Source organism: Roseateles sp. GW821-FHT09H10 (genome assembly GCF_059415865.1).
On record NZ_JBWKOB010000002.1, the window covers coordinates 1,563,130 to 1,586,974 of the forward strand.

The following is a 23,845-nucleotide window of genomic DNA, read 5'->3' on the forward strand; positions in this document are numbered from 1 at the left end:
TCAGACCAGCCGGGCCAGTTCCTTCAGCAGCTTCTCGCGTGCGGCGGGGTCGCTGACGGCTTCCGCCAGCCGGTTGAAGAACACCGCGCGGCTGTCCGTGCCGTTGGCGGCGCGCTTGATCAGCACCTTGGCGATGGGGCCGACATGCTGGGCGAGCAGCGGCACAGCCTTGTCCATGACGGCCTCGTTCAGCGGGCCGCCGATCATCGTGCCGCTGCCCGCCGAACCCGCCGTCGCGCCCCTGGAGCCGCCGGCAGAAGGTGAACCCGCCGTGCCGCCGCTCGCCGTGCGGTGGTGGTGGCCGCCGGTGACCAGGCTGGCCTGGCCGAGGAAGGCGTCGCGGGCGCGCGGATCGGTGACCTGCTCGGCCAGCTTGTTGTAGAGCTCGTTGATGTCGTGGCACTCGCGCGCCGCGCGGCGCACGAGCACGCTGGCCAGCGGGCCGACATGCTTGGCCAGGGTCAGCTCGGCTTGGCTGAGCTGGGCCTTGTCCCAATGCGAGGGCGTGGGAGCGCTGGCGGTTCCCGCCGAGCCGACCGACCCGACCGAGCCGGCCGTGCCCGGCAGGGAGGCGCCGGACAGCGATGACGGCGCAAGGGTGGGCGTGGCCAGGGGCTGCACGGGCTTGGCGCGCGCCGGCGCCAGCATGACCGTCTTCTCCCAGGACGAGTCGTCGATGACCTGGCCGATGCCGTCGGTCAGCGCCTGCTTGAACTCCTCGGCGCTGGCGAAGCGGTCGTCGGGCCGCTTGGACAGGGCCCGGGCGATGATGGCGTCGAACCAGCCGGGGCGCTCGACGCCCTCGACCGTCGACGGCGGCTGCGGCATGTCGTTGACGACCTTGTACATCAGCGCCTCGGTCGTGCCGGCGAAGGGCGCTCGGCCGGTGAGGAGCTGGTAGAGCACGACGCCGGCGCCGTAGATGTCCACGCGCCTGTCCATGGGTTTGCCGAGGAACTGCTCGGGCGCCATGTGGCTGGGCGTGCCCACCATGTAGTGGGTCTGGGTGAGGTTGTTGCTCTCGATGCGGGCGATGCCGAAGTCGGCCACCTTGAGCCGGCCCGCCGTCGTCATGATGATGTTGGCCGGCTTGATGTCGCGATGCCAGACGCCCTTCTCGTGGGCATGGCCCAGCGCATCGAGCAGTTGGCTCATGATGCCGGGGATGTCGGTGTCGGTGAAGCGCACCTTGGCGCTGAGATAGCTGGCCAGCGACCGCCCTTCGACGAACTCCATCGCGATATAGGCGACGTTCTCGGCGCGGCCGAAGTCGTAGACGGCGACGATGCCCGGGTGATGCAGACGGCCGGCGGCCTGGGCCTCGTTGCGAAAGCGCGAGGCCGGCGCACCGGGGCTGTCGTCGTCGGCGTCGAGCTGGGTGCGGATGGTCTTCAGCGCGACGGTGCGCTGGATGTCGGGGTCGAAGCCCTTGTAGACGACGCCCATCGCGCCTTCACCGAGGACCTCGGTGATGCGGTACTTGCCGAGCTGCGTCGGGTGCTTCTTGTCGCTCATGCGGTGAAATGACTCAGGAATCCAGCAGCTTCATGGCCTGCACGACGCTGGCGCGCATGCGGGAGAAGGAATCGGACAGGGTGGCGATCTCGTCCTTGCCGCCGGTGGCGAACTCGGGCGCCTCCAGGTCACCCTGGCTGACGCGATCGGCCAGCGCCGAGAGCTTGGTGACGGGGCGCACGACCAGCATCCACACCATGATGTTCAGCACGATGCCGACGGCGACGAAGACGCCGACCAGCGAGGTGATGAAGACCTTGAAGGTCTGGTCGGCACGCTGCAGCGGCACGCCCAGGGGCACCGAAACGACCTGCGCGCCGATGACCTCGTTGAGGTTCCAGCCGAAGCCGTTGGCCGGGCCGTACTTGGCGACCATGGTGGCGGGCGCGGCCTCGACGCTGCTGTGGCAGGCCAGGCAGGCGGGGTCGGTGATGCGCAGCGGGCGGGCGATGTAGAGGGACGGGCCGGCGGGGGTGTCGCGGGTGCCGACGGTTTCCTTCAGATCCGCCGAGGAACGGAACTGGCCGACGATGTCGACTTCCCAGCTCGTCGCGCGGTCGCGCGGGTTGGTGGGGTTCAGCGTCGCTTCCTTGTAGGCGAACTCGGGGTGCTTGGACAGCAGCGTGTTCAGCACCTCGGTGGCGGCGTAGCTGGGCACCGTCTGGGGCAGGAACTCATGCGCCATCTGCGAGGCCAGCAGGGGCTTGACCTGGGTGTTGGTGTAGGCGCGCACGGCCAGTGCCTTCTCCATCAGCATGCGCGCGCTCTCGACGACCTCCTGCTGGGCGTTGTTCTGCAGCAGGTTGCGCGCGATGTAGCCGCTCAGCGCAATACCCAGGCTCATGACGAGCAAATAGACCAGATTGAATTTGGCGAGCAGTTTCATGGTGAATTTTTCCCCGAGGGCGGCAATGGTAGTGCGCCCATGTGGCTGAGTGGCTTCGTGCTTGCTCCCGGTTCCCGGTGCAAATCCACAAAAGAAAAGGGCGCCCGACCGAAATCGGGCGCCCTGGTGGGACTTCTAAGTGCATTCGGGCCGAGCGCTGGGCCTGCCATGGGCCAGAGGCCCATGGCGTTCCGTAGGCACAAGCAGTCCGCAGGGACTGCTTGTGTCCGACTCCACCTCGCCGAGCAGGCCCGCTAGGGCGATGTGCTTGCGGCTCGATGCCGCAAGCATCGTCGTCCCCTCGGGGGACCGGTCAGACCCACCGCGTTCAGCGGCGTGCGGCTGGACGAGGGGCTTCAACCCTTCACGCAGACGACTTGCTTGAGGGTGTGCACCACGTCGACCAGCTCGCGCTGGGCCGCCATGACGGCGTCGATGTCCTTGTAGGCCGCGGGCGTCTCGTCGATGACATCCTTGTCCTTGCGGCATTCGACGCCTTCGGTGGCGGCACGATGGTCGGCCAGCGTGAAGTGGCGCTTGGCGTCGCCCCGGCTCATGACACGGCCGGCGCCGTGGGAGCAGCTCTCGAAGCTGTCGGTGTTGCCCTTGCCGCGCACGATATAGCTGCGCGCGCCCATGCTTCCCGGGATGATGCCCAGCTGGCCCGCCTTGGCGCTCACGGCGCCCTTGCGGGTCAGATATACCTGCTGGCCGAAGTGGACCTCCTTCTGCACATAGTTGTGGTGGCAGTTCACCGCCTCGACATGGCTCTGGAAGTTCTTGCGGATGACGGTCTTGGCCGCCTCGATGACGCGCTTCATCATCAGCTCGCGGTTCAGCGCCGCGAACTTCTGCGCCCAGCCGACCGAGCGCACGTAGTCGCCGAAGTAGCGGCTGCCCTCCTCGAAGTAGGCCAGGTCGCGGTCCGGCAGATTCGCCTGGTGGCGCAGCGCGTCCTGCTTGGCCAGCTCGATGAACATCGTGCCGATGAAGTTGCCCACGCCGCGCGAGCCCGAGTGCAGCATGAACCAGACGGCGCCGGCTTCATCCAGGCAGACCTCGATGAAGTGGTTGCCGCTGCCCAGCGTGCCCAGGTGCTGGATGTGGTTGGTCTTGGCCAGCTTGGGGTAGTCGCGGCAGAGCTCGGTGAACTCGGGCTCCAGTTGCGCCCAGGCCGTGTTGACCGAGCCGGGCGCCTTCTGCCAGGCGCCGGGGTCGCGGTTGCCCGGCTTGCGGCCGTGGGGCACGGCGCGCTCGATGGCCGCGCGCAGCGGCGCCAGGTTGTCCGGCAGGTCCTCCGCCGTCAGCGTGGTCTTGCAGGCCATCATGCCGCAGCCGATGTCCACACCGACCGCGGCCGGGATGATGGCCTTCACGGTGGGGATGACCGAGCCGACGGTGGCGCCGATGCCGAAGTGCACGTCCGGCATGGCGGCAATGTGCTTGAAGACGATGGGCAGGCGGGCCGCGTTCTGCAGCTGGCGCATGGCCGACTGCTCGACGGGCACGCCCTGCGTCCACATCTTCAGCGGCACGCCGCCGGGGACGTCCTCGTGGATGTGTTGGGATTCCATGGTTGTTTCCTTGCGCGTCAGGCTTGCATCAAGCCACATGCAGGGCGCCGCGCTTGATGCGCCTGCCCACACGCTCGATGCGGCGCCAGCCGCTGTTGTCGTTCAGGGTGATCCAGCGCCTCTCCTCGGCGCGGTAGAACCAGTCCTTGTCCTGTTGGTAGTAGACCTGGGCGCCGTTGGCCTCCCAGATATTGCAGATCTCGTTGCTGTGCGCGTGCACCTCGTCGAAGTCGGTCGTCGCCTTCTGGCCCATCTCGCTGTAGCAGGCATTGAGCTGCAGCAGCAAGGCGTTCACGTCGGCCGGCATGCGCTCGGCGCGCAGGCCGATCTTGACCGCCTCGTCCAGCAGGATGGGGTAGCTGTGCGACGGGTAGTTGCCGTTCAGCGCCGTCGAGATGGCCTCGGCCTTGGCCGCATCGTCGATGTGATACGCGAGCAGCTCGCGGCACAGCATCAAGGACAGCGACTCGGCCCGGTCCACCGCGCCGATGACGAGCGGGTGCACGTACTGGAACAGCGACTTGTAGGCGTTCTCGGGTGGCGCCTGGTCGGCACCCTGCTCGTCGCGCCACAGGCGGATGACGCGCTGCAGCTCGTTCTGGCTGACGCTGACGCGGTCGTTGTCGCGATCCACGGGCGAGAGTGCGTGGTTGAGCGACGTGTCCACGGCGGTCAGGTAGGCCGTCGGTCCCATCTGGATGCCGTCACAGCCCAGGGCCACCATGGTGGCGGCCGAGGCGCACTCCAGCGGCACCAGCGCGATGAGGCGCTGGCAGTGCTGGCGCAGCAGGTTGACGAGTCGCAGCGAGGTCTGGCCGCTGCCGCCATCCGACTTCAGGAAGACGTAGATGGTGTCTTGCTGGCCCAGGCGTTCGAGCACGTGGTACAGCGCCACCACGTCGTTGGAGCAGACCGAGCCGCGCGGGCCGTTCCAGTAGCTGACGAGCGGGCCGCCCAGCTTCGTTGCCAGGCGCTGGATCAGCGACTGGGTCTGGCTGAACAGCACGGGAGGTTGCTTGACCGGCACCTCCAAGGCCGGCAGGGTTTCGTTCTTCATGATGTTTGAATGGGTTGAAGCCCTGCCGGTCTCCTGGCAGGGCGGCGCTCAGCGGAGCTTCACCAGCCCGTTGAGCACCTGGTCCAGACCTCCAAACACGGAGATCTTGTCGATGCGCTCGGCCACGCGTTCCAGCGTTTCCAGCTCCTTCAGGCGCAGGGCGACGGGGTTGTCCTCCATCACCTTGGCCGTGTTGAGCAGGGAGCGCGTCGCCGCGGTTTCCTCGCGGCGGCGGATCACGTTGGCTTCGGCGGCCTTGCCGGCCTCCACCACCTGGGCGAGGATGGTCTTCATCTCGCCCGGCAGCACGATGTCCTTCACGCCCACGCCGTCCAGCTGCAGGCCGTAGCCCACCAGCTTCGCGGTGACCTGGGCGGTCAGGACTTCGTCGATGACCGACTTGTTTTCCAGCAGCTCGTCCAGCGTGCGGGTGCCCACCGCCGCGCGCAGGCCGAACTGCAGCTCGCGGTAGAGGTGGTCCGCCGGCTTCGGCAGGGCCTGAAAGGCACGCAGCACGTCGGCAGAGCTCGCATAGCGCCAGTTCGCCGAGAGGTTGAGCCGCAGCGCGACCTTGTCGCGGGTCAGGATTTCCTGGCCCGACACTTCCAGCGCCTGCAGTCGCAGGTCTACCAGTTCCACGGCCACGTTGCGGCCGAACTTCCAGAATGCGTGAGCACCAGGTTCGAGCAGCCGCTCGACCTTGCCGTCGACCCGCAGCAGGCCGGCGCCGTGCTCGGGCACCTCGACCTGCAGCAGGCCGGCCAGACCGGTCACCGTGCGCGGCCGCAGTTGCGGCTGCGCCAGGCGAGCAGCGACGGATGCCGGCAGCTCGGCGGACGCGCCGATGTCGAGCACCTCGACCTGCACCTCCACGTGGCCGCGCCAGTACAGGCGCCGCGTGGCGGGCGGCAGCAGCTCGACCAGCACACCGTTCTCGGTGCGCAGGCCGACCTCGTGCTCGCCCAGCTCGACGCGCATGAACTCGGCGGCGACGGCCTCGGGCTCCTTGGCCATCAGATAGTCGGCCAGCGGATGCACGAAAGCCGGCGCACCGATGTTGAAGAGCTCGACCTTGAGCTCGTCCAGGCCGGCGAACAGCCAGTGCGTGCCGGGTTGCAGCACGCGCTCGAAATCGCCATTGCGCAGCAGCAGGCCGCGCTCGTTCTTCTTCACAGTCACACGCTTGATCGTCATGGTGTTCTCCTTGTGGTGACGCGTGTTGAGGGGATGAGGGTGCCGTTACAGCAACCCGTGCGGACGTCGGATGCCCGGGCCCGGAGCCACGCTGCGCGTTGAACGCCCCCTCCCTGAAGGCGTTCTCGGCTGGTCGTGGATGCGAAGCCCCGCTTGCCCGACGCACAAGCGCGGGCCGCTGATGCGCGGTCCGGCCAGGGGCCGGGGCGCACGTTCGGCGGGTGGTCTTTCGACCGTTGGTGGTTTGGAGTGGGAGTCGAACCCACGACAGACGAATTACGAGTTCGTTGCTCTACCGATTGAGCTATCCAATTGGCTGAAATGAGGGGACTCGAACCCCAACCCTTGCGGGACACCTGTCATTTCAATATCGACCGATTCCAGCAGGGCGGCATACGCCGCAGCAACAGGCGGACCTGGCCACGGCGCACCGGCGGGGCTTGGGAACCCCGGCCTGTGAGCCTTTGCTTTCCTCGGCAGACTCTTTGACGCCTCAGCTGAGGCGTGATCCTTTGGGCAGGCGCGCGGCCAGCCAGTCGTGCACGTCGGCGCGGATGTGTCGGCCCTTGAGGATGAAGTCCTCGAAGCGACTCGGCACAAACGGCGCGAACAGCAGCGGCATGCCGGCCTCGTCCGGCGTGCGGTCGGCCTTGCGCGAATTGCAGGCGCGGCAGGCCGCGACCGTGTTCATCCAGCTTAAAGGCCCGCCACGGCTGGCGGGCACGATGTGGTCCACCGTCAGCGCGCGGGCGTCGAAACGCTCGCCGCAGTAGGCGCAGGTGCAGCGGTCGCGCTTGATGAGCTTGGCCTTGCCGTAGGTCGGTGTGATGTCGAAGAGGTTGAGCCTCGACGAGCCGCGCAGCGCCACGATGGGCGGCACTTCCAGCATCGACTGGCGGCCGGTGGCGCTGTTGAAGCCGCCACGCAGCATGGCCAGCGGCTGCTCGCCGGCGGACCAGACGACGGCGTCGGTGGCCACCAGGCAGGCGGCCTGCTCCACCGAGATCCAGGCCTGGGGCAGGCCGGTGATGTCCAACTGCAATACGTCGTGCATGCTGACCTCCTTTCTTGGGCTGGGCACGATGGATGGATGAATGGCAGGGGTGGCAGGACTCGAACCTGCAACAGGCGACTTCAAAGGCCGCTGCTCTACCGTTGAGCTACACCCCGGCTGAAGTGAATTGGTCCCCTCGGTCCGAATCGAACGGACACGCCTCGCGGCCCCGGCTTCTGAGACCGGTGCGTCTTCCTATTTCGCCACGAGGGGATTGATGCGCTTGGGGGTAGCCGACCGGATTCGAACCGGTGATGCGAGGGTCACGACCTCGAACCTTGGACCACTAGGTGACGGCCACCCCTAAGCGCACACAGTAGAAATGGCGCCGCCGGCGGGTTTCGATCCCGCTGCCTCTGGTTCGACAGACCAGCGCTCTTCCGATTGAGCTACGGCGACGTATGGATGGTCCGAGCGGCACGAGTTGAACGTACAACCCCCTGCTCCCAAAGCAGGTGCTCTACCTGGTTGAGCTACACCCGGATGAAGTGAAAGGTTGTCGGTGACGGGTTCCGACGCCGCCCAATCGTTGCGGCCGGTTTGCGCCCGTCGAAGCGTGAGCTCGACAACGGGCTTCGGGTTGAAGGGTGGTACCCCGTGCGGGAGTCGAACCCGCCTCTCTGGTTTGAAGGACCAGGGACCTCACCGGAAGTCCAACGGGGCGTTGTGGTGGTGCCTCGTGGAGGACTCGAACCTCCAACCCCTGGCTTCGTAGGCCAGTGCTCTATTCCATTGAGCTAACGAGACAAGAAAGGGACTGCCATCTCGGCTGTGTCCACACGCGACGCGGCTGGCCTGCGCAAGCCAGGGATGCGTCGCTGCACGCGACAGGCGGCCGCCCGAGCGCACATGCACACCGGGCCGGCCGGTGCTTGTGCGTGGGCACACCCGAGATGGGGCAAGGCAGCCGAGGACGAGCCTCGGCGCCTGCCAGTTGTGAGTGCTGCACGAGCCAAAGCCGGCGCGGCACTCGGTGCGAGTTGTTAAGGAGCGGGCGCTGCGCATGCGCAGCGGCGTCGAGGCAGCCCCGGCGCTGTGTTCGTTTGAACAGCGGAAAGAGAAAAGGCCCGGTTCCTTGGCAGGAAACCGGGCCTCGAATGAGCTTGGAAGGTCGGCTTCAGCCGGGTCCTTCACCCGATAGTTTGATGTCATCAGTCTCACGACCAAAGTCGTGTGCATAGGCGACCGGTGCGGGCAAGCCCTGCAGCTTCGATCCCTGGCCCCGGGCCATATGCACGACATCGCACCGGCTCAGGGAGCCGATGGGGGCGATGACGGTGGCGAGATGGCGGTTCATGGCAGGGCGCGAAAGCGGTTCGGTCGTCGGTTGTGGTGAGTGAAAAAGCTCAGCTGTCCTGAGCGAATATGCGCATTGTTAAGAATCTTCACGCAACCGTCAACGCCTAGAATGGCTGTGAAGTGTTTTCACAACACTGCTTTTCATCGCCACCCGCCGTGTCCAACCCCGCCACCATCCGCCGGCTCAACGCACTCGCGTTGTTCCAGACCTTTGCCGAAGAGCGCATCAATGCAGGCGATCCACCCAAGGGCCTCGAGGCGGCATGGGCGACCCGCATTGGCGTCAGCGGTGCGACCTGGTCCATGGCCAAGAGCGGCGCGCGGCCCATCGGCGACAAGCTGGCGCGCCAGATCGAGCACCACTGCGACAAGGCCACCGGCTGGATCGACGAGGAGCGCGAGCCCACGGGCCTGACGCCGGCCGAGCAGCAATTCCTTTCGCAGGCGCTGAAGACTTACCGCGGCACCAACAGCGATGGCCGCAAGAAGCTCAGGCAGTGGCTGAAGGACTTCGGCAACTGATCAGTTAGCGCAGGCCGAGGCGCGACAGCTTCTTGATGAGGCCGACGCGCGACACGCCGAGCTGGCGAGCCGCCTCGGACTGGTTGCCGCCCGCGGCGCTCATCGCGTCCTGGATGAGGCGGCGCTCCAGCTCGTTCAGTGCCGCATCCAGCACGCCGGTACTTGCCGTCGGTTCAGCAAGCCGCGGTGCTTCCGAGTTGTCGCCGGCGGCGAGCCTCAGCAGTTCGGTGTCGACCTCGTGCTGCTCCGGCAGCAGCAGCGCCCCGGCCGACTCGACGATGGCCTTGAGCTCGCGCACATTGCCCGGCCAGTCGCGCGCGGTGACCCAGGCCAGGGCGCCTGCCGAGAAGCGGGCCTGGGGCGTGATGCGCTGCAGGAAGCGCGCCGCCAGCAGCGGCACGTCGGCCATGCGCTCGGCCAGGGCTGGCGTGCGCAGCACGACGCCCTTGAGGCGGTAGTAGAGGTCTTCGCGGAAGCTGCCTTCGCGCACCATGGCCTCGAGGTCGCGGTGGGTGGCGGCGACGACGCGCGCCTCGGCCTGCTTCTGCACGCGGCCGCCCACGGGCAGGAAAGTGCCTTCCTGCAGAAAGCGCAGCAGCTTGACCTGCATGGCCGGCGGCATCTCGCCGACCTCGTCGAGGAAGAGGGTGCCGCCGTGCGCCGCTTCGACGAGGCCAGGCTGGTCGCGATAGGCGCCGGTGAAGCTGCCCTTCAGGTGGCCGAAGAGTTCGCTCTCCAGCAGCTCGGCCGACAGCGCGCCGCAATGCACGACGACGAAGGGCCCGTCGCGTCGCGGGCTGCCTTCGTGCAGGGCGCGGGCCACAAGCTCCTTGCCGGTGCCCGTCGGGCCCAGCACCAGCACGCTGACGCGCGTCGGCGCGACGCGTCTCACCATCGCGCGCAATTGCTGCATGGGCGGCGTCTGGCCCACCAGGCCGAGGTCGTCGGCACCCTGCTCGGCGCGCAGCTTGGCGAGCTCGCTCTCCAGGCGCGACTTGCGCAGCGCGCGGGCCACGACGAAGCGCAGCAGGTCGGGGTCGATGGGCTTGGTGATGAAGTCCCAGGCGCCCAGCTCGGCCGCGCGCAGGGCCAGCTCATGTTCGCCGTGGCCGGTCAGCACGATGACGGGCACGCTGTGCAGGCGCGGGATCAGCTCCAGGCCGCGCTCGGGGTCCATATGGGGCGGCATGGCCAGGTCCAGCAGCACCAGCTCGGGCCGCTGCTCGGCGAAGCGGGCCAGGGCGGCGTCGCCGTCGCCGGCGATGTCGACCTCGTGGCCGAGGCTGCGCAGGAAGTTGCCGCCCAGGCGCTGGAAGGCCGCTTCGTCGTCGACGAGCAGCACGCGGCCGGTCTCAGGAGTTGGCTGGTTCATGGGGGAAGCTCAAGGTGAAGCAGGTGCGCCAGCCGGAGCGCTCGCTCAGCGTGGCCGTGCCGCCATGCGCGGCCATCACGCGCGCGACGATGGCCAGGCCCAGGCCGGTGCCGCCGGGGCTGCGCGAGGCAAAGGGTTCGAACAGCCGCTCGCGGATGGCGTCGGGGACGCCGGGGCCGTTGTCGCAGACATGCAGGCGCAGACCCGTGGCATCGCGCTCGGCGTCGACGTGCACGGCGCCGCCCCCGGCCGTGCGGCCGTTCTCGACCAGATTGGTCAGGGCCTGTTCGACGCGGCGCGCGTCGAGGTAGGCCGGCAGCGGCTGCTGCAGGCCCGGCCCCAGTTCGACCTCCGGCTGGCGGCGCGCCACGGTCTGCGCGAGGGTGGTGACGTCCACCTCGGCCGGCGCCAGCTTCCAGGGCTTGGCGTAGTCCAGCAGATCGCGCGTCAGGTGGGCGATGCGGTCCACCTGCTCGGCCACCTCGCGGCGTGTGTCGGCTGGCGCCAACGCGACGGCCATGGAGATGATGTTGAGCGGGTTGCGGATGTCGTGGGCCACGGTGGCGGCCAGGGCGCCCAGCTCGGCCAGGCGGGCCTGCAGCTGCCGCTCGCGTTCCCGGGCCGCGAGCTGCTGGGCCTGCTCCACGCGCACGGCGGCTTCCAGTACCAGGCTGCCGAAGAGCTCGGCCAGGTGGCGCTGGCCCGGCGGCGCGGCCGACCAGCCTTGCAGCTCGATTCGCCACGGCGATCGACGGCAGTTCAGCCGTGGCAGGCTGGGTTCGGATTCGGCATCGAACACCACCTCGACGGGCGTTCCCAGGCGGCGGCTCAGCAGCTGGCCGGCGGTGTCACCCAGCTCGGCCAGGGTCTCGGCCGGCAGCAGGGCCTCGCGCCAGGCTTGCAGGTCGGCAGCGGACGCCTCGCCACCGGGATAGACCAGGCGCTGCACAAAGCGCCGCACCGGTCCGCTCAGGGCCAGGCAGCCGGCCGCCACCGCGACGCCGCTGAGCCAGCGCGACTCGAAGGGCAGCAGCAGCGGCATCAGGCCGACGATGCCGACGCCGATGGCCAGCAGCAGCGTCCACACCAGGGCGCGGCCGGCCCACGCATTGGCGACGAACACGCCCCAGCGCAGCACGCCGTAGACGAGGATGACGGGGTAGAGCGGCAGCAGCAGCAGCGGCACCGGATAGACCGGCAGGCGCAGCATCACCAGCGCATAGCCGCTCAGGCAAAGCAGCCCCCAAAGGCAGGACGCGGTGACGGCGGCGATCTGCTGGCGCGCTGGCGGCTTGGCCAGGGCCAGGCCGCGCAGCAGCACGCCCACGCCGGCAATGCCGAGCACGATCCAGGCGATGCTGGCCAGCCAGCCCGCCGTGTTGGCAAAGGCGATCCAGCCGACGGGTTCGATCCACACCAGGTGGCCCGAGACCCAGATCTGCGCCGCCAGCGACGACAGGCCGCTGTAGGCATAGGCCGCCCACACCCAGCCCCGGTGCAGGGGCACACGGCAGAACACCACGCAGAAGTGGAAGAAGAAGGCCGACACGAACGGCGCCATGGACATCAGGCGCAGCGCGACGGGCTCGGCCTCCACGCCCCACCAGTTGGGCAGCTCGTTGCCGGTGATCCAGACCGCGATGCCGGCCAGGAAGGCCGCCAGCAAACGCCCGCCGGCCACGCGGTCGGACCAGGCCAGCAGCACGCCGGCCAGCACCAGGGTCTCGAACAGCGAGAAGCCCAGGGCGAAACGGATCAGCAGCATGGGGTGTTAACGAAGTTGACAGGTGGGGCCGGAAGCACTGTATCCGAGGTATGCGGATTCATTCGATTGATTCAATGAAATCAATCACTTAGCGAATAAATCAGGCCTGGCACGCTTGTCGCGATAGCAGGGTCATGAACACCGCCCAGCCTCTCGACCTCTCCGCCCTCATCGGCCCCGCCGCCTGGGCCCGCCTGCCGGCCGCCGTGCAGCGCCGCTTTGCCGCCGGCCACGCCCAAACGACCTACCGCGGCCTGATGGACATGCGCTGCTCGGCCCTCGGTCGGGTCCTGGCCTGGCTGGTCAAGCCGCTGCAAAGCCCGCTGGCAGCGGCCAATGCCAGCGGCGTGCCGACGACGGTGCGGGTGAGCGCTGTCGGCGCCGGCGTCGTCTGGGAGCGTCATTTCGAGGATGGCGTCGGCCTGGTCGTGTCGACCAAGGAGCTGGATGCCAGCGGCCGCCTGCAGGAGCGCACCCGCGGCGGCCTGGGCATGGCGCTGGACGTCTTCGAGCAGGACGGCGCCCTGGTGTTCCAGAGCCGCCGCTATTTCCTCGATATCGGCGCCCTGCGCCTGGTCATGCCCCGCCTGTTCAGCCCCGGCACCTGCCGCGTCGAGCACCGCGACCTGGGCGATGGCCTGTTCCGTTTCACCCTCTCGATGACTCACCCGCTGCTGGGCGAGACCTTTCACCAAACCGGCGTGTTTGCCGATCCCGCATGAACCTCCTCTTCACCCTGCTCAGCGTCCAGGCTCTCATGGGCGCCTTCGACAACCTCTGGCATCACGAATTGCAGGCCAAGCTGCCGCAACGGCCCTCGGCGCGGCGCGAACTGGCCCTGCACACGGTGCGCGAGGCCATCTATGGCGTCGTCTTCATCGGCCTGGCCTGGTGGCATTGGCAGGGGCTGTTCGCCGCCCTGCTGGCGGCGCTGCTGGGCATCGAGGTTGTCGTCACCCTGGCCGACTTCCTGGAGGAGGACCGCAGCCGCAACCTGCCGGCCTTCGAACGTCTGCTGCACACTTTGCTGGCCATCAGCTACGGCGTCTTCCTGGCCGTGTTCGCGCCGGTGCTGTGGGCCTGGGGCCAGGAGCCGACGCGGTTGCTGCCGGCCGCCAATGGCTGGTGGGCACCGCTGCTGACGGCCTATGGCCTGGGCGTGCTGGCTTGGAGCCTGCGCAATCTGATCGCCGTGCGCCGCCTGGCCCGGATGTCGGCGCTGACGCCCCCGCCGGCCTCGATGCGCCGCCAGCCGGCCGTCCTCGTCACCGGCGCCACCGGCTTCGTCGGCCAGGCGGTCGTGGCCGATCTGGTTCGGGACGGCCGCCGCGTCATTGCGCTGTCGCGCGACCTGCGCCAGGCGCGCGGGCTGTTCGGGCCGGGCGTCTGGGTGGTCGACGACCTGGACGCCATCCCGTCCGAGACCCGCATCGACGCCATCGTCAACCTGGCCGGCGCCCGCGTGCTGGGCCTGCCGTGGACGGCCGCGCGCCGCCGCCTGCTGATGGGCAGCCGCCTGGGCATCACGCAGCGCCTGGTCGCCCTGATGCGCCGGCTGGAGCAGCGCCCGCGCGTGCTGGTCAGTGCCTCGGCGGTGGGCTTTTATGGCGCGGTCAATGACGGATCGCCCTGCACCGAAGCCAGCTCGCCCAAGCCGGGCGAGTTCCAGTCCGACCTCTGCGCCGCCATCGAGCACGAGGCGCGCCGCGCCGAGGCCCTGGGCGTGCGTGTCGTGCGCCTGCGCCTGGGCGTCGTGCTGGGGCGTGAGGACGGTGCCTATCCGATGCAGGCCCTGGCCGCGCGGCTGGGATTCGGCGCCGTGCTGGGCAGTGGCAGGCAGCCGGCGCCCTGGCTGCATCGCGACGATGCGGTCGGCCTGATCCGTTTTGCGCTGGACCGGGACGCGCTTGCGGGCGCCGTCAACGCCGTCGCGCCCGATGCGCCGTCGCAGGCCGGCTTCGCCCAGGCCCTGGCCGCGTCCTTCGGCCGCCGCGCCTGGCTGCGCATGCCGGCCTGGCCGCTGCGCAGGCTGGCGGGCGAGATGTCGACGCTGCTGCTGGACGGCCAGAACGCCGTGCCCGCCGTGGCACTGGTGGCCGGCTATCGCTTCCGCTTCGCAACGCTGCCGGCCGCCTTGGCCGACCTCGCCGCGCGGCATGATGCCGGCCATGAATCCCTTGCCCCTTGACCGCTGCAATGACGGCAGCGCGAATCCGCCGCGCCTGCGCCGCGACATCAACCTCGGCACCATGGCCGAGCTGCCGCGCGCCTCGGCCGGCTGGCGCCCCAGCCACGCCGAGCAACTGGCGCTGCTGAAGGCCGATGGCCATGAGGCGGTGCAGATCTGGCAGCCCACGGCCGAAGCGGCCCAGGCCGCACGCGATGCCGGCCTGGCCGTGACCGGCATCTGCCGCGCGCTGACGCCCCCCGAGGTGGAGGCCATCGTGCGCGAGCAGCGCGAGCTCGGCTGCGAGATCACGACCCTGCATGTCGGCCACTCCTTCGAGACCGATGCCGAGATGGATGCGCTCGCGGCCGCCGTGCTCGAGGCCTCGGCGCGCCACGGCCATGCGGTCTATGTCGAGACCCATCGCGGCACCCTGACCCAGGACCTGCGCCGCACGCTGGACCTCGTCGCCCGCTTCCCGGCCCTGCGCTTCAACGCCGACCTGTCGCACTGGTACACCGGCCACGAGCTGACCTATGGCGGCGAGTTCTACGACCGCGCCGCGCGGCTCCAGCCGGTGTTCGAGCGCGTGCGCTTCCTGCATGCCCGCGTCGGCAACCCAGGCTGCATCCAGACCGGCCTGGACGACCCGGGCGACTACCTGAGCCACTTCCGCTGGATGTGGCAGCGCTGCTTCGAAGGCTTTCTGCGCGAGGCCGGGCCGGGCGACTACTTGAGCTTCAACGCCGAGCTGCTGCCGCAGAAGATGGGGGCCGACTTCTGGCTGCACTACGCCCAGCCGCGCACCGACCTGGCCGGCGATGCGCTCAATGGCGAGGCCAGCGACCGCTATGCCGATGCGGCCAGGCTGTGGCAGATCGCCTGTGAATGCTTCGAGGCGGCGCGCGCCGTGGTGGCCGCGCCGCACTGAGCCTCAGGCCTCAGTTGCAGCCGTTGGCGCTCAGGAAGTCGGTGCCGCGCAGGCGCTCGGCGGTGCCATTGCTGCCGCCACCATCCACATTGGTGAAGCGCAGCGTGATCTTGGCGCCGTTGCTCTGGCGGGTGATGGTCATCGTGAAGGACGACGGCACCAGGACCGAGCTGCTGGGGTAGCCGACGTCGATGCTGTAGCGCATGGCGCCGGTGGCCAGCACGCCGCACTTGGCCATCTTGTTCTCCAGCTGGGCCCAGTTGCCGCGGTTGAAGTTGGCGTCCTGGGGCACGATGTTGGCGCGCCCGCCCCAGCCGCCCAGCTGCGATCCGATGAGGTGGCCGCCGTCATAGTCGTTGCTCGGGTTCTCGGCGTCGCCCCATTGGCCGATGCTGGTCTGGCAGCTGTCCTGGCGGACCTCGGCCTTGATGGGCGGCAGGTCGGCGTAGGCCTTGTTGGGCCGGCCCGAGCTGTCGATGTAGTAGTACTCGCCGTTGAAGTTGTGCCACTTGGTGCGGTCGGCTGTCGGGAAGAACTTGGCGCAGTCGGTGACGGCCTGGGGCCTGGCCTGCTGGATCTTGGCCAGCTCACGGTCGTGCACCTCGTAGCCGATGCCGTAGCGGGCCAACTCGGCCCGGACCTGAGCCTCGTCGTGGCTGTCAAAGAACTGCCGCAGCCCGTCGGCGCCGCCGTGAGCCTCCTCCAGCGTGGTGGCCAGATCGGCTTCGGCCATATCGCCACCGCCACCGCAGCCGGCCAGCAGTTGGACGGTCAGCACCAGGGCGGCGGCGGGCCGCAGCGAGCTTGCAGAAGGGATCGGCCACATGGCGGCTTTCCTTGGCAGGTTTGGACAGGGGCGGATTCTTGTGAGCCGCATGGCTTTGTGTCCCCGTGATTTCCTAGGGGGCCCTGGATGCTGCCGTCCTGCCGTGACAGCCCTGCGTCAGCACTTCGGCCGCTCTCGGGCCATACTGGCGCCACCATGCGCATCCTGCTCGTCGAAGACGACGAACAACTCGTCGAAACCACCGCCCGCGCCTTGCGCTCCCAGGGCTGGGTCGTGGACTGCACCGCCCGTGGCGAACCCGTGCCGCGGTCGCTGCGCGAAGACGCCTACGACCTCCTCATCCTCGACATCGGCCTGGCCGGCATCGACGGCTTCGAGACGCTGCGCCGCGTGCGCGCCGAGGGCATCGCCGCGCCGGTGCTGATCCTGACCGCCCGCGACGCCGTCGAGGACCGCGTGCGCGGCCTGGAGGGTGGCGCCGACGACTATCTCGTCAAGCCTTTCGCGCTGACCGAGCTCGTCGCCCGCGCCCGCGCCCTGGTGCGGCGCAGCCAGGCCCGCACCAGCAACCAGCTGCAGCTGGCCCGCCTGCGCATCGACCAGGAAGCACGCCGCGCCTATATCGAGGACGAGCCCCTGGCGCTGTCCGCCCGCGAATGGGATGTGCTGGGCTTCCTGATGGCGCGCGCCGGCAAGGTCGTGCCCAAGGAGCACATCGCGCTGGCCAGCAATGCCTGGGACCAGGGCGTCAGCGACAACGCCATCGAGGTCTGCCTGTCGCGCCTGCGCGCCAAGATCGAACCCGGCGGCGTGCAGCTGCGCACGGTGCGCGGCCTGGGCTACCTCCTTGAAGAAATCGGCTGAGTTGGCTTTCGGGCCGAGCGCCGGGCCGCTCCCAAGCCGGCCCGTCATGGCGATGTGCTTGCCGGTCAATCCGGCAAGCATCGCCGTCCCCTCGGGGGCTGAGGCCGGACACGTTACGCCCAGTGGGCGTGACGTGCCTGCCGAAGCGCTGCGGCCCCTGGCTGTAGCGTGGTCCCGGCCAAGGTACTCCTTGGACGAGGGGCGTCATTGATGCGCTCCAGCCTGCAGCGGCGGCTGTTCGGCTGGCTGATGCTGCCCTTGCTCGTGGCCCTGCCGGTGCTGGGCACGGCGCTGTACGAGCAGGTCAGGCACAGCGCCCAGAGCTGGCTGGACGAAGGCCTGGAGGACACGGCCCTGACCCTGGCCGGCCAAATCGACGTGCGCAGCGGCCAGCCCCGCATCGATGTCAGCGCCACGATGGACCGCGCGCTGCGCTTCGACCGCCAGGACGATGTCTTCTATCTCGTGCTGTCGCCGCACGGCGAAGTGCTGCAGGGCGATGCCGGCCTCGCCGAGCTGCACCCCCGGCCCGCGCAACAGCCCGCCGGCAACTCCTATTACGGCGACGTGAAGCTGCGCGGCCGCGAGCTGCGCCTGGTGCAACTGGGCCATGACTGCGGCACCGGCGTCTGCCAGATCCTGGTCGCCGAGACCCTGCACAAGCGCGACGCCCTGCAGCGCGAGATCGGCAGCTCGGTCGCCCTGAATGGCGGCGCCCTGGCCCTGCTGCTGGCCCTGGCCGGCTGGTGGGCCATCCGCCAGGGCCTGGCGCCGCTGACCGACCTCAGCGCCGAGCTGGAGCACCGCGACCTGCACCGCCTGACGCCGCTGGCGGCCAGCCTGCCGCGTGAGCTGGTGCCCCTGCAGGCGGCCTTCAACCGCCTGTTCGAGCGGCTGGGCCGTGCGGCCGGGGCCCAGCGCGAATTCCTGGCCGATGCGGCCCACCAGCTGCGCACGCCGCTGACGTCGCTGCAGACCGAGATCGAGCTGGCCATGCTGGAGCCCCACGACCAGCGCGTGGACCCGCTGCTGCAACGCCTGCGCCAGCGCGTCGAACGCAGCGCCCGCCTGGCCCAGCAGCTGCTGTCGCTGGCGCGTGCGGAGGACCGCAGCGTCGATGTCGGCCAGCGTATCGACCTGCGTGGCATCGCCACCGAGAGCGGCCAGGACTGGGCCCACCGCACCCTGCCCAGCGGCGTGGACCTGGGCTTCGAGCTGGCCGAGGCGCCGGCCCTGGGCCATGCCTTCCTGCTGCGCGAGGCTCTCGAGAACCTCATCCACAACGCCGTCAGCTATGCCGGCGCGGGGGCACGCATCACCGTGCGCTGCGGCAGCGGGGCCGAGGGCCCATGGCTGGAGGTGGAGGACAACGGCCCGGGCATTGCGCCGGCCGATCGCCCGGCGGCCATGCAGCGCTTTCGCCGTGGCGACACCGCGACCGGGACGGGCAGCGGCCTGGGCCTGGCCATCGCGGCCGACATCGCCGCCCGCCACGCGGGCCGGCTGGAGCTGCTGGACGCCCACGCCGGCCCGGGCCTGCGAGCCCGGCTCAGCCTGCCGCCGCTGCCGTCGGATCCAGGGCCAGCTGCTTGAAGAGATTCATCGCGACGACGACGCGCCGCCCCGGCGTGGCCGGCACCTCGTGCATGGTGATGCCGGGGAACATGATCAGCGTGCCGGGCCTGGGCTGGTAGGCGCTGGTCTTGGAAAACACCAGCGGCGCGCAGCCGGGCTCGGCCTCGAGGTAGACGACGCAGCTCAGGTCGGCCGGCCAGTGGTTGTGCGGGGCCGTGTAGTCGGCCTGCTCGTAGATGGCGCCCCAGCAGTGGGTGACGAGCAGGTCCAGGCCGAGCGAGTCGAGCTCCCCCGACCAGGCCTTGGGCGCCGCCGCCTTGGCGATCTCGACGACGCTGGCGCACAGCGGCAGCAGCTTGGCATTGAGCATGTGGCTCTTCCACGGGCTCATATAGACCGACTTGACGTTGGACTCGGGCGACTGCGGGTGGCTCACGCGCAGCTCCTCGATGGCCTCGCGCGCCAGCTGCAGGCGGTCCGCGATGGGGCCCAGCTCGGCAATGATGACGGGCAGCTCGGTCTGGACGCTGGCGCCGACGATGCGGACAGCTTCGGGCACGGAGTCAGGAGTGCTCATGCCGCCATTCTGGCCGTGCGCAGGGCCCGGCCAAGCCGGGAAAAGACCGGTCAGCCCAGGGCCTGGTACAGCGCCTGCATCTCCTGCGTCAGCTTGTGGCGGGCATCGAGGTGGATCATGGGCCGCGACAGCTCGTGCGACTCCTTGACCTTGATGCTGCTGGACAGATAGGGCTCCAGCACCGGCAGGCCCTCGTCCAGCAGCTCCTGCACGACGCGCTGCGGCAGCGAGGCGCGGGCCTGGAACTGGTTGACGACGATGCCCTCCACCGACAGCTCGGGCGCATGGTCGGCGCGGATCTCCTCGACGGCCTCGAGCAGGCCATACAGCGCGCGGCGCGAGAAGTCGTCGCAGTCGAAGGGGATGAGGCAGCCCTGGGCCGCGATCAGCGCCGAGCGCGTGTAGAAATTCAGCGCCGGCGGCGTGTCGATCCAGATCTGGTCGTATTCGTCGGCCAGCTGCAGCAGCGCGTCGCGCAGCTTGTAGATCTTGTAGCGGCTCTCCAGCTTGGAATGCAGCTCATCGAGCTCGGGGCTGGCCGGCATCAGGTGCAGGCCCTCCCAGGGCGTCTCGGTGACGAAGTCGGTCGCGGCCGGCGGGCGCACGGCGAACTTCAGCGTCGACTCGAAGAACTCGGCCGAGCCGGCGGCGCCTTCGTCCAGCGCATCGCCCATCAGGTAGCGGCTGGTGTTGCCCTGGCGGTCCAGGTCGATGACGAGAACGCGCTGGCCCGAGGCCGCGGCGATGGCCGCCAGGTTGCTGGTGATCGTGGACTTGCCCACGCCGCCCTTCTGGTTGAACACGACTCGCCGCATCGCCACTCCTTGCTGCCGGATGCGGCGATTGTGCACTGCACAAAAGTCAATGGGCCGGCGTCGCCTCGGCAAGCGGATGCGCGATGCCGCCGTCGCCATAGGTGCGCACCACCTCGGCGATGACGACCTGATAGCCCCTCAGCCACTTGGCCTGGGCCTGCTTGGCCTCGCGGTGGTCGGGATGGCTCATCAACTGCTGCAGGGCCTCCATGGACGCCCAGTAGTAGACGTTGGAGATCAGGCTGGAGGCGGCGTTCTCCCAGGTTTCCTCGCCGAGATAGCCGGGGATGGAGCGGGCGACTGCCGCGATGCGCTCGTCCAGCGCGAAGAAGTCGGCGTCGTAGTCGCCCTTGGCGAAGGTGAAGGTGGAGGTGTACATCAGGACAGGGTGGTGAGGGCGCGCTCGACAAATTGCCGCGGCACCGTGGTCTTGGGCACGCGCACCGGGAACCAGCTGCGGATGTCGCTGTCGATGCCGATGCCGTGCATGAAGTTGTAGAGGCCCTTCTTCAGCCCCTGGCCCAGGCCGTCGTGGTCGGTGGGCGTGGGGTCGACGAAGGCGATGTCGTTCCTGGCGAAGCGGCCATCGGCTGGCAGCGGCTGCAGCGTGACGCCGTACTCGGCCGGGTTCAGGCCCACCGGCGAATGCACCGTGCAGGCAAAGCGGTGGAAAAAGCCGCTGTGGATGCAGCCGTTCTCGAACAGCTGGCGCACATACTCCAGCGCGTCCACCGTGTCCTGCGTCGTCTGCGTCGGGAAGCCGTACATCAGGTAGGCATGCACCAGCACGCCGGCGTCGGAGAAGGCCTTGGTCACGCGTGCCACCTGCTCGACGCTGACGCCCTTCTTCATCAGCTTCAGCAGCCGATCGGAAGCGACTTCCAGCCCGCCCGAGATGGCGATGCAGCCGCTGTCGGCCAGCAGCTGGCAGAGCTCGGGCGTGAAGGTTTTCTCGAAGCGGATATTGCCCCACCAGGAGATGGCCACGCCGCGACGGATGAGTTCTTCAGCCAGGGCCTTGAGGGCTTTCGGGGGGGCTGCTTCGTCGACGAAATGGAAGCCCGTCTGGCCCGTCTCCCGGACGATGGCCTCGATGCGGTCCACCAGCACCTCGGCCGAGGCGGCCTCGTAGCGCGAGATGTAGTCCAGCGACACGTCGCAGAAGCTGCACTTCTTCCAGTAGCAGCCATGGGCCACCGTGAGCTTGTTCCAGCGCCCGTCGCTCCACAGCCGGTTCATGGGGTTGAGCATGTCCAGCAGCGACAGATAGCGGTCCAGCGGCAGGCCCTCCCAGGTCGGCGTGCCGACGTCGTCGAAGGCGATGTCGGGTTCGACGAAGTTGGTGTACTTCACCTCCGCGCCGTCGCGCCAGAAGGTCCGCACCAGGCGCGTCTTGGAGCGCTTGCCGGCGACATGCTCCAGCAGGGCCAGCAGCGGCCGCTCGCCGGCGTCCAGCGTCACAAAGTCGACGAAATCGAACAGGCGGGGCTCGGCCAGTTCGCGCAGCTCGGTATTCACATAGCCGCCGCCCAGCACGCAGACGACCTCGGGCCGCGCGGCCTTGATGGCCTGGGCAATGCGCAGGGCCGCGAAGACCGAGCCGGGGAAGGGCACGGACAGCAGCACCACGTCCGGGTTGTGCTGCTGCAGCGCCTCGAGGGTCAGCCGCTGCAGCGTGCGGTCGATGAGGTGGGGCGGTTCGGCCAGGGCCTCGGCCAGCGGGTCGAAATGCGCCTGGGCCGCGGCCAGCTTCTCGGCATAGCGCACGAACTCGAAGCGCTCGTCCACGGCATCGCGCAGCACGTCGGCCAGGTCGTTGAGGAAGAGCGTGGCCAGGTGGCGGGCGCGGTCCTGCAGGCCGAGGGCCCCGAAGGCCCACGCGAGAGGGTCTTCGCCCTCCTCGCCGATGTAGTGATCCAGCGAGGCGAAGCGCGCGCCTTCGGGCAGGAAGCTGCGCGTGTTGATGCGGTGGGCCACCGTCGGGTCGCGCCCTTGCAGGAAGGCCAGGGCCCGCGGCGTGGCCGCGGCTATTGCATCGAACTCGGCGTTGAACCAGGCGGTCTGCGGCGTGCGCTGCGCCTCGGGCAGGGCCTGCACGGCCTCACGGATCTGCGCCAGACCGGCGGGCGAGAACAGCTCCAGCACCAGCGTCAGCGCCAGGTCCACCTGGTTCGCGTCCGCGCCGCGCGAGCGCAGGAAGCCGGTCAGATAGGCAGTGGACGGGTAGGGCGTGTTCAGCTGCGTCATCGGGGGGATGACGGCGAGCACGCGGGGAGACGGGGACGACATGGTGGGGATTGTCGCGGGCTCAGGGCAGTCGCCACAGTCCAGGCATGCAAAACGGAGACGCATGTCATGGATGACGACCTGGGCACGCTGACGAAAGAGCAGCTCGTGGCCGAAGTGAAGAAGCTGAGGGCAGCCATCCGTGCGCACCGGGATGAAAGCGGCCACGAGTTGTGCTGGCATCAGCCGGCACTGTGGAATCTGCTGCCGGAGAAGACTTCGCCCGCGGTGGCCGTGCCCGAGTGGCCGCAGTTCATGCGCGGCTGTGTCCGCTACCGGCAGTCACTGGACCAGCAGTTGCCGGACGCGCTGCGCACGAGTGGAGAGTTCGGGGAGGCTTGAGCCAGCCGCCGCAGCCCCCCGATCGCAGGGGGACGCCGCTCAGGAAGCCCGCTGGCCGTTGATAGCATGCCCGCCCATCAAGGGGAGGAAGACATGCGCAAAGGCATGGGTGCGAATTCGTTCGCGCGCGAGATCAAGGCGGCCCTCTCGGCCGCGCTGCTTTTTTGTGGCGGCCACGCCAGTGCAGCGTCTTACGACGCGCGGTTGTTGGAGGGCCTGGGAGGCACGCGCGCCTGGGCGACAGCCATCAACAACGCTGGCCAAATCGTTGGCGGTGGCAATCTGCCGTCCAATACCGAGCAAGCCGCGCTCTTGTGGTCCGGTGGCGTGCTGGTGAATCTGGGACAGATGGTCAGCCCGTCAAGCGGTGCAGCCGCCATCAACAACGCCGGACAGATCGCGGGTGCGCATTCCGTCGGCAGCTACTGGGAGGTCGCAGCCACGGTATGGTCTGGCGGGGCGGCCACCGATCTGACTTCTCCCGCGAGTGGAATTACCTGGGCGCGGGCCAGCGGAATCAATGATTCTGGAACCGTGGCCGGATTGGTTGAGACACACGATGCCTACTTGTTTCAAGTCCATCGGGCGGTGACCTGGGTCAATGGCGAGATCCAGGTCCTGCCTGGGTTGGCTCCGGACAGCAGCGGATCACACAGCAACGCCGAAGCGTTGAACAACGCAGGTCAGGTGGTGGGCCACATCAACGGTGCCGTCACCATTGGGAACGACCGGGCGGTGCTCTGGAATGAAGGGCAAATGCACGTTCTGGACACGCTGGGTGGCGCCTGGAGTCGCGCAACGGCCATCAATGACGGCGGCATCATTGCAGGCTGGAGTGGCACGGACACGGGCATGGGCACCCATGCGACGCTTTGGTCTGATCTGGCGCCGATCGATCTCGGCGTTATTGCCGGGATGGCTGACAGCTTTGCCATGGGTATCAACGATCTCGGCCAGGTTGTCGGGGCGAGCGGCAGCCTGTTGTATTCGCCTTCGTCCAGGGCGACGCTTTGGAGCGACGGCGAAATCATCAATCTCGACGATTTCCTTTCTGCGGAGCTCCACGCCGCAGGCTGGCATCTGACCCAGGCCAGGGACATCAATGAGCTCGGGCAGATCGTCGGCCTGGCGATCAATTCGAACACGCTGGAGGAACGCGCCTTTCTGCTGTCGCCGTTGGCTGCAGTTCCCGAGCCCTCTTCTGCTTTCCTGATGCTGGGCGCGGGCGTGTTCTTCTTCGTTCGGCGCCGCCGGCCCTCCTGA

The 23,845-nt window shown here is 68.7% G+C and carries 22 protein-coding genes and 7 tRNA genes; 8 read left to right on the forward strand and 21 right to left on the reverse strand.

All coding sequences use genetic code 11. The features are described 5' to 3' along the window. From AC07OY_RS15385 to AC07OY_RS15450, 14 genes are all read right to left on the reverse strand, one after another. Complete coding sequence (locus AC07OY_RS15385; RefSeq protein ID WP_495043469.1) at positions 1-1,515, reverse strand: serine/threonine-protein kinase; 1,515 nt, start codon at positions 1,513-1,515, stop codon at positions 1-3. A gap of 13 nt (positions 1,516-1,528) precedes the next feature. Continuing rightward, positions 1,529-2,401: a Tll0287-like domain-containing protein gene (locus AC07OY_RS15390; protein WP_495043470.1), complete on the reverse strand. Its 873-nt coding sequence runs from the start codon at positions 2,399-2,401 to the stop codon at positions 1,529-1,531. A 356-nt stretch (positions 2,402-2,757) separates the two neighbouring features. Then, a complete protein-coding gene (locus AC07OY_RS15395; RefSeq protein ID WP_495043471.1) occupies positions 2,758-3,975 on the reverse strand; it encodes an RtcB family protein in 1,218 nt (405 codons plus the stop codon). A 28-nt stretch (positions 3,976-4,003) separates the two neighbouring features. Further along, on the reverse strand, positions 4,004-5,032 hold the full coding sequence (locus AC07OY_RS15400; protein ID WP_495043472.1) for a Clp protease/crotonase-like domain-containing protein: 1,029 nt from the start codon (positions 5,030-5,032) through the stop codon (positions 4,004-4,006). A 48-nt stretch (positions 5,033-5,080) separates the two neighbouring features. Then, on the reverse strand, positions 5,081-6,226 hold the full coding sequence (locus AC07OY_RS15405) for a slipin family protein (RefSeq protein ID WP_495043473.1): 1,146 nt from the start codon (positions 6,224-6,226) through the stop codon (positions 5,081-5,083). Positions 6,227-6,719: 493 nt separating this feature from the next. Further along, on the reverse strand, positions 6,720-7,280 hold the full coding sequence (locus AC07OY_RS15410; protein WP_495043474.1) for an HNH endonuclease: 561 nt from the start codon (positions 7,278-7,280) through the stop codon (positions 6,720-6,722). A gap of 41 nt (positions 7,281-7,321) precedes the next feature. After that, positions 7,322-7,396, reverse strand: a tRNA-Gln gene (locus AC07OY_RS15415). A gap of 12 nt (positions 7,397-7,408) precedes the next feature. Then, a tRNA-Leu gene (locus tag AC07OY_RS15420) sits at positions 7,409-7,493 on the reverse strand. An 11-nt stretch (positions 7,494-7,504) separates the two neighbouring features. After that, positions 7,505-7,582, reverse strand: a tRNA-His gene (locus AC07OY_RS15425). A 21-nt stretch (positions 7,583-7,603) separates the two neighbouring features. Beyond that, positions 7,604-7,679: transfer RNA gene (locus tag AC07OY_RS15430), tRNA-Asp, on the reverse strand. A 7-nt stretch (positions 7,680-7,686) separates the two neighbouring features. Then, positions 7,687-7,763, reverse strand: a tRNA-Pro gene (locus AC07OY_RS15435). Positions 7,764-7,868: 105 nt separating this feature from the next. Then, a tRNA-Glu gene (locus AC07OY_RS15440) sits at positions 7,869-7,943 on the reverse strand. A gap of 7 nt (positions 7,944-7,950) precedes the next feature. Continuing rightward, positions 7,951-8,027, reverse strand: a tRNA-Arg gene (locus AC07OY_RS15445). Between the two features lie 370 nt (positions 8,028-8,397). Further along, positions 8,398-8,577 (reverse strand): hypothetical protein, encoded by a 180-nt coding sequence (locus tag AC07OY_RS15450; protein WP_495043475.1) that lies wholly within the window; start codon positions 8,575-8,577, stop codon positions 8,398-8,400. Between the two features lie 158 nt (positions 8,578-8,735). Between AC07OY_RS15450 and AC07OY_RS15455 the strand changes: the two genes are divergently transcribed. Next, entirely contained in the window at positions 8,736-9,101 is a 366-nt protein-coding gene (locus AC07OY_RS15455) for a hypothetical protein (RefSeq protein ID WP_495043476.1), read from the forward strand. 4 nt (positions 9,102-9,105) lie between these two features. On the opposite strand, the gene AC07OY_RS15460 is transcribed toward AC07OY_RS15455, so the two are convergent. Together AC07OY_RS15460 and AC07OY_RS15465 are read right to left on the reverse strand one after the other, a co-directional pair. Next, positions 9,106-10,473, reverse strand: coding sequence for a sigma-54-dependent transcriptional regulator (locus tag AC07OY_RS15460; protein ID WP_495043477.1), 1,368 nt, complete (start codon positions 10,471-10,473; stop codon positions 9,106-9,108). Beyond that, positions 10,454-12,238 carry a sensor histidine kinase gene (locus AC07OY_RS15465; RefSeq protein WP_495043478.1) on the reverse strand — a complete coding sequence of 595 codons (1,785 nt, stop codon included), beginning with the start codon at positions 12,236-12,238 and terminating at the stop codon, positions 10,454-10,456. The genes AC07OY_RS15460 and AC07OY_RS15465 overlap by 20 nt, the downstream gene beginning before the upstream one ends. Positions 12,239-12,372: 134 nt before the next feature. Between AC07OY_RS15465 and AC07OY_RS15470 the strand changes: the two genes are divergently transcribed. From AC07OY_RS15470 to AC07OY_RS15480, 3 genes are read left to right on the forward strand one after another with little or no spacing between them, the layout of a single operon-like run. Beyond that, complete coding sequence (locus tag AC07OY_RS15470) at positions 12,373-12,960, forward strand: DUF4166 domain-containing protein (protein ID WP_495043479.1); 588 nt, start codon at positions 12,373-12,375, stop codon at positions 12,958-12,960. Continuing rightward, complete coding sequence (locus tag AC07OY_RS15475; RefSeq protein ID WP_495043480.1) at positions 12,957-14,426, forward strand: TIGR01777 family oxidoreductase; 1,470 nt, start codon at positions 12,957-12,959, stop codon at positions 14,424-14,426. Before AC07OY_RS15470 ends, AC07OY_RS15475 begins: the two co-directional genes overlap by 4 nt. Next, positions 14,407-15,336, forward strand: a complete 930-nt coding sequence (locus AC07OY_RS15480; protein WP_495043481.1) for a hypothetical protein — start codon at positions 14,407-14,409, stop codon at positions 15,334-15,336. Before AC07OY_RS15475 ends, AC07OY_RS15480 begins: the two co-directional genes overlap by 20 nt. A 10-nt stretch (positions 15,337-15,346) precedes the next feature. On the opposite strand, the gene AC07OY_RS15485 is transcribed toward AC07OY_RS15480, so the two are convergent. Further along, positions 15,347-16,162 carry a DNA/RNA non-specific endonuclease gene (locus tag AC07OY_RS15485; protein WP_495043482.1) on the reverse strand — a complete coding sequence of 272 codons (816 nt, stop codon included), beginning with the start codon at positions 16,160-16,162 and terminating at the stop codon, positions 15,347-15,349. 156 nt (positions 16,163-16,318) lie between these two features. On the opposite strand from AC07OY_RS15485, the gene AC07OY_RS15490 reads away from it, so the two are divergent. Beyond that, the gene (locus tag AC07OY_RS15490) at positions 16,319-16,987 is read left to right on the forward strand and encodes a response regulator (protein ID WP_495043483.1); all 669 of its coding nucleotides are present in this window, start codon (positions 16,319-16,321) and stop codon (positions 16,985-16,987) included. Positions 16,988-17,197: 210 nt separating this feature from the next. Further along, positions 17,198-18,580, forward strand: coding sequence for a sensor histidine kinase (locus AC07OY_RS15495; RefSeq protein ID WP_495043484.1), 1,383 nt, complete (start codon positions 17,198-17,200; stop codon positions 18,578-18,580). On the opposite strand, the gene AC07OY_RS15500 is transcribed toward AC07OY_RS15495, so the two are convergent. Genes AC07OY_RS15500 through AC07OY_RS15515 form a run of 4 tightly spaced genes read right to left on the reverse strand, consistent with a single transcriptional unit; the run spans position 18,537 to position 22,243 of the window. Next, positions 18,537-19,139: a 2OG-Fe(II) oxygenase family protein gene (locus AC07OY_RS15500; RefSeq protein WP_495043485.1), complete on the reverse strand. Its 603-nt coding sequence runs from the start codon at positions 19,137-19,139 to the stop codon at positions 18,537-18,539. The two genes, AC07OY_RS15495 and AC07OY_RS15500, sit on opposite strands and share 44 nt — an antisense overlap. Positions 19,140-19,189: 50 nt before the next feature. Further along, positions 19,190-19,954, reverse strand: a complete 765-nt coding sequence (locus AC07OY_RS15505; RefSeq protein WP_495043486.1) for a ParA family protein — start codon at positions 19,952-19,954, stop codon at positions 19,190-19,192. Between the two features lie 46 nt (positions 19,955-20,000). After that, complete coding sequence (locus AC07OY_RS15510; RefSeq protein ID WP_495043487.1) at positions 20,001-20,333, reverse strand: antibiotic biosynthesis monooxygenase family protein; 333 nt, start codon at positions 20,331-20,333, stop codon at positions 20,001-20,003. Further along, positions 20,333-22,243 (reverse strand): B12-binding domain-containing radical SAM protein, encoded by a 1,911-nt coding sequence (locus AC07OY_RS15515; protein ID WP_495043488.1) that lies wholly within the window; start codon positions 22,241-22,243, stop codon positions 20,333-20,335. Before AC07OY_RS15515 ends, AC07OY_RS15510 begins: the two co-directional genes overlap by 1 nt. A gap of 66 nt (positions 22,244-22,309) precedes the next feature. Here AC07OY_RS15515 and AC07OY_RS15520 point away from each other — a divergent pair, with 66 nt between their 5' ends. Both AC07OY_RS15520 and AC07OY_RS15525 read left to right on the forward strand, forming a co-directional pair. Further along, the gene (locus AC07OY_RS15520; RefSeq protein ID WP_495043489.1) at positions 22,310-22,582 is read left to right on the forward strand and encodes a hypothetical protein; all 273 of its coding nucleotides are present in this window, start codon (positions 22,310-22,312) and stop codon (positions 22,580-22,582) included. 93 nt (positions 22,583-22,675) lie between these two features. Continuing rightward, entirely contained in the window at positions 22,676-23,845 is a 1,170-nt protein-coding gene (locus AC07OY_RS15525; RefSeq protein WP_495043490.1) for a PEP-CTERM sorting domain-containing protein, read from the forward strand.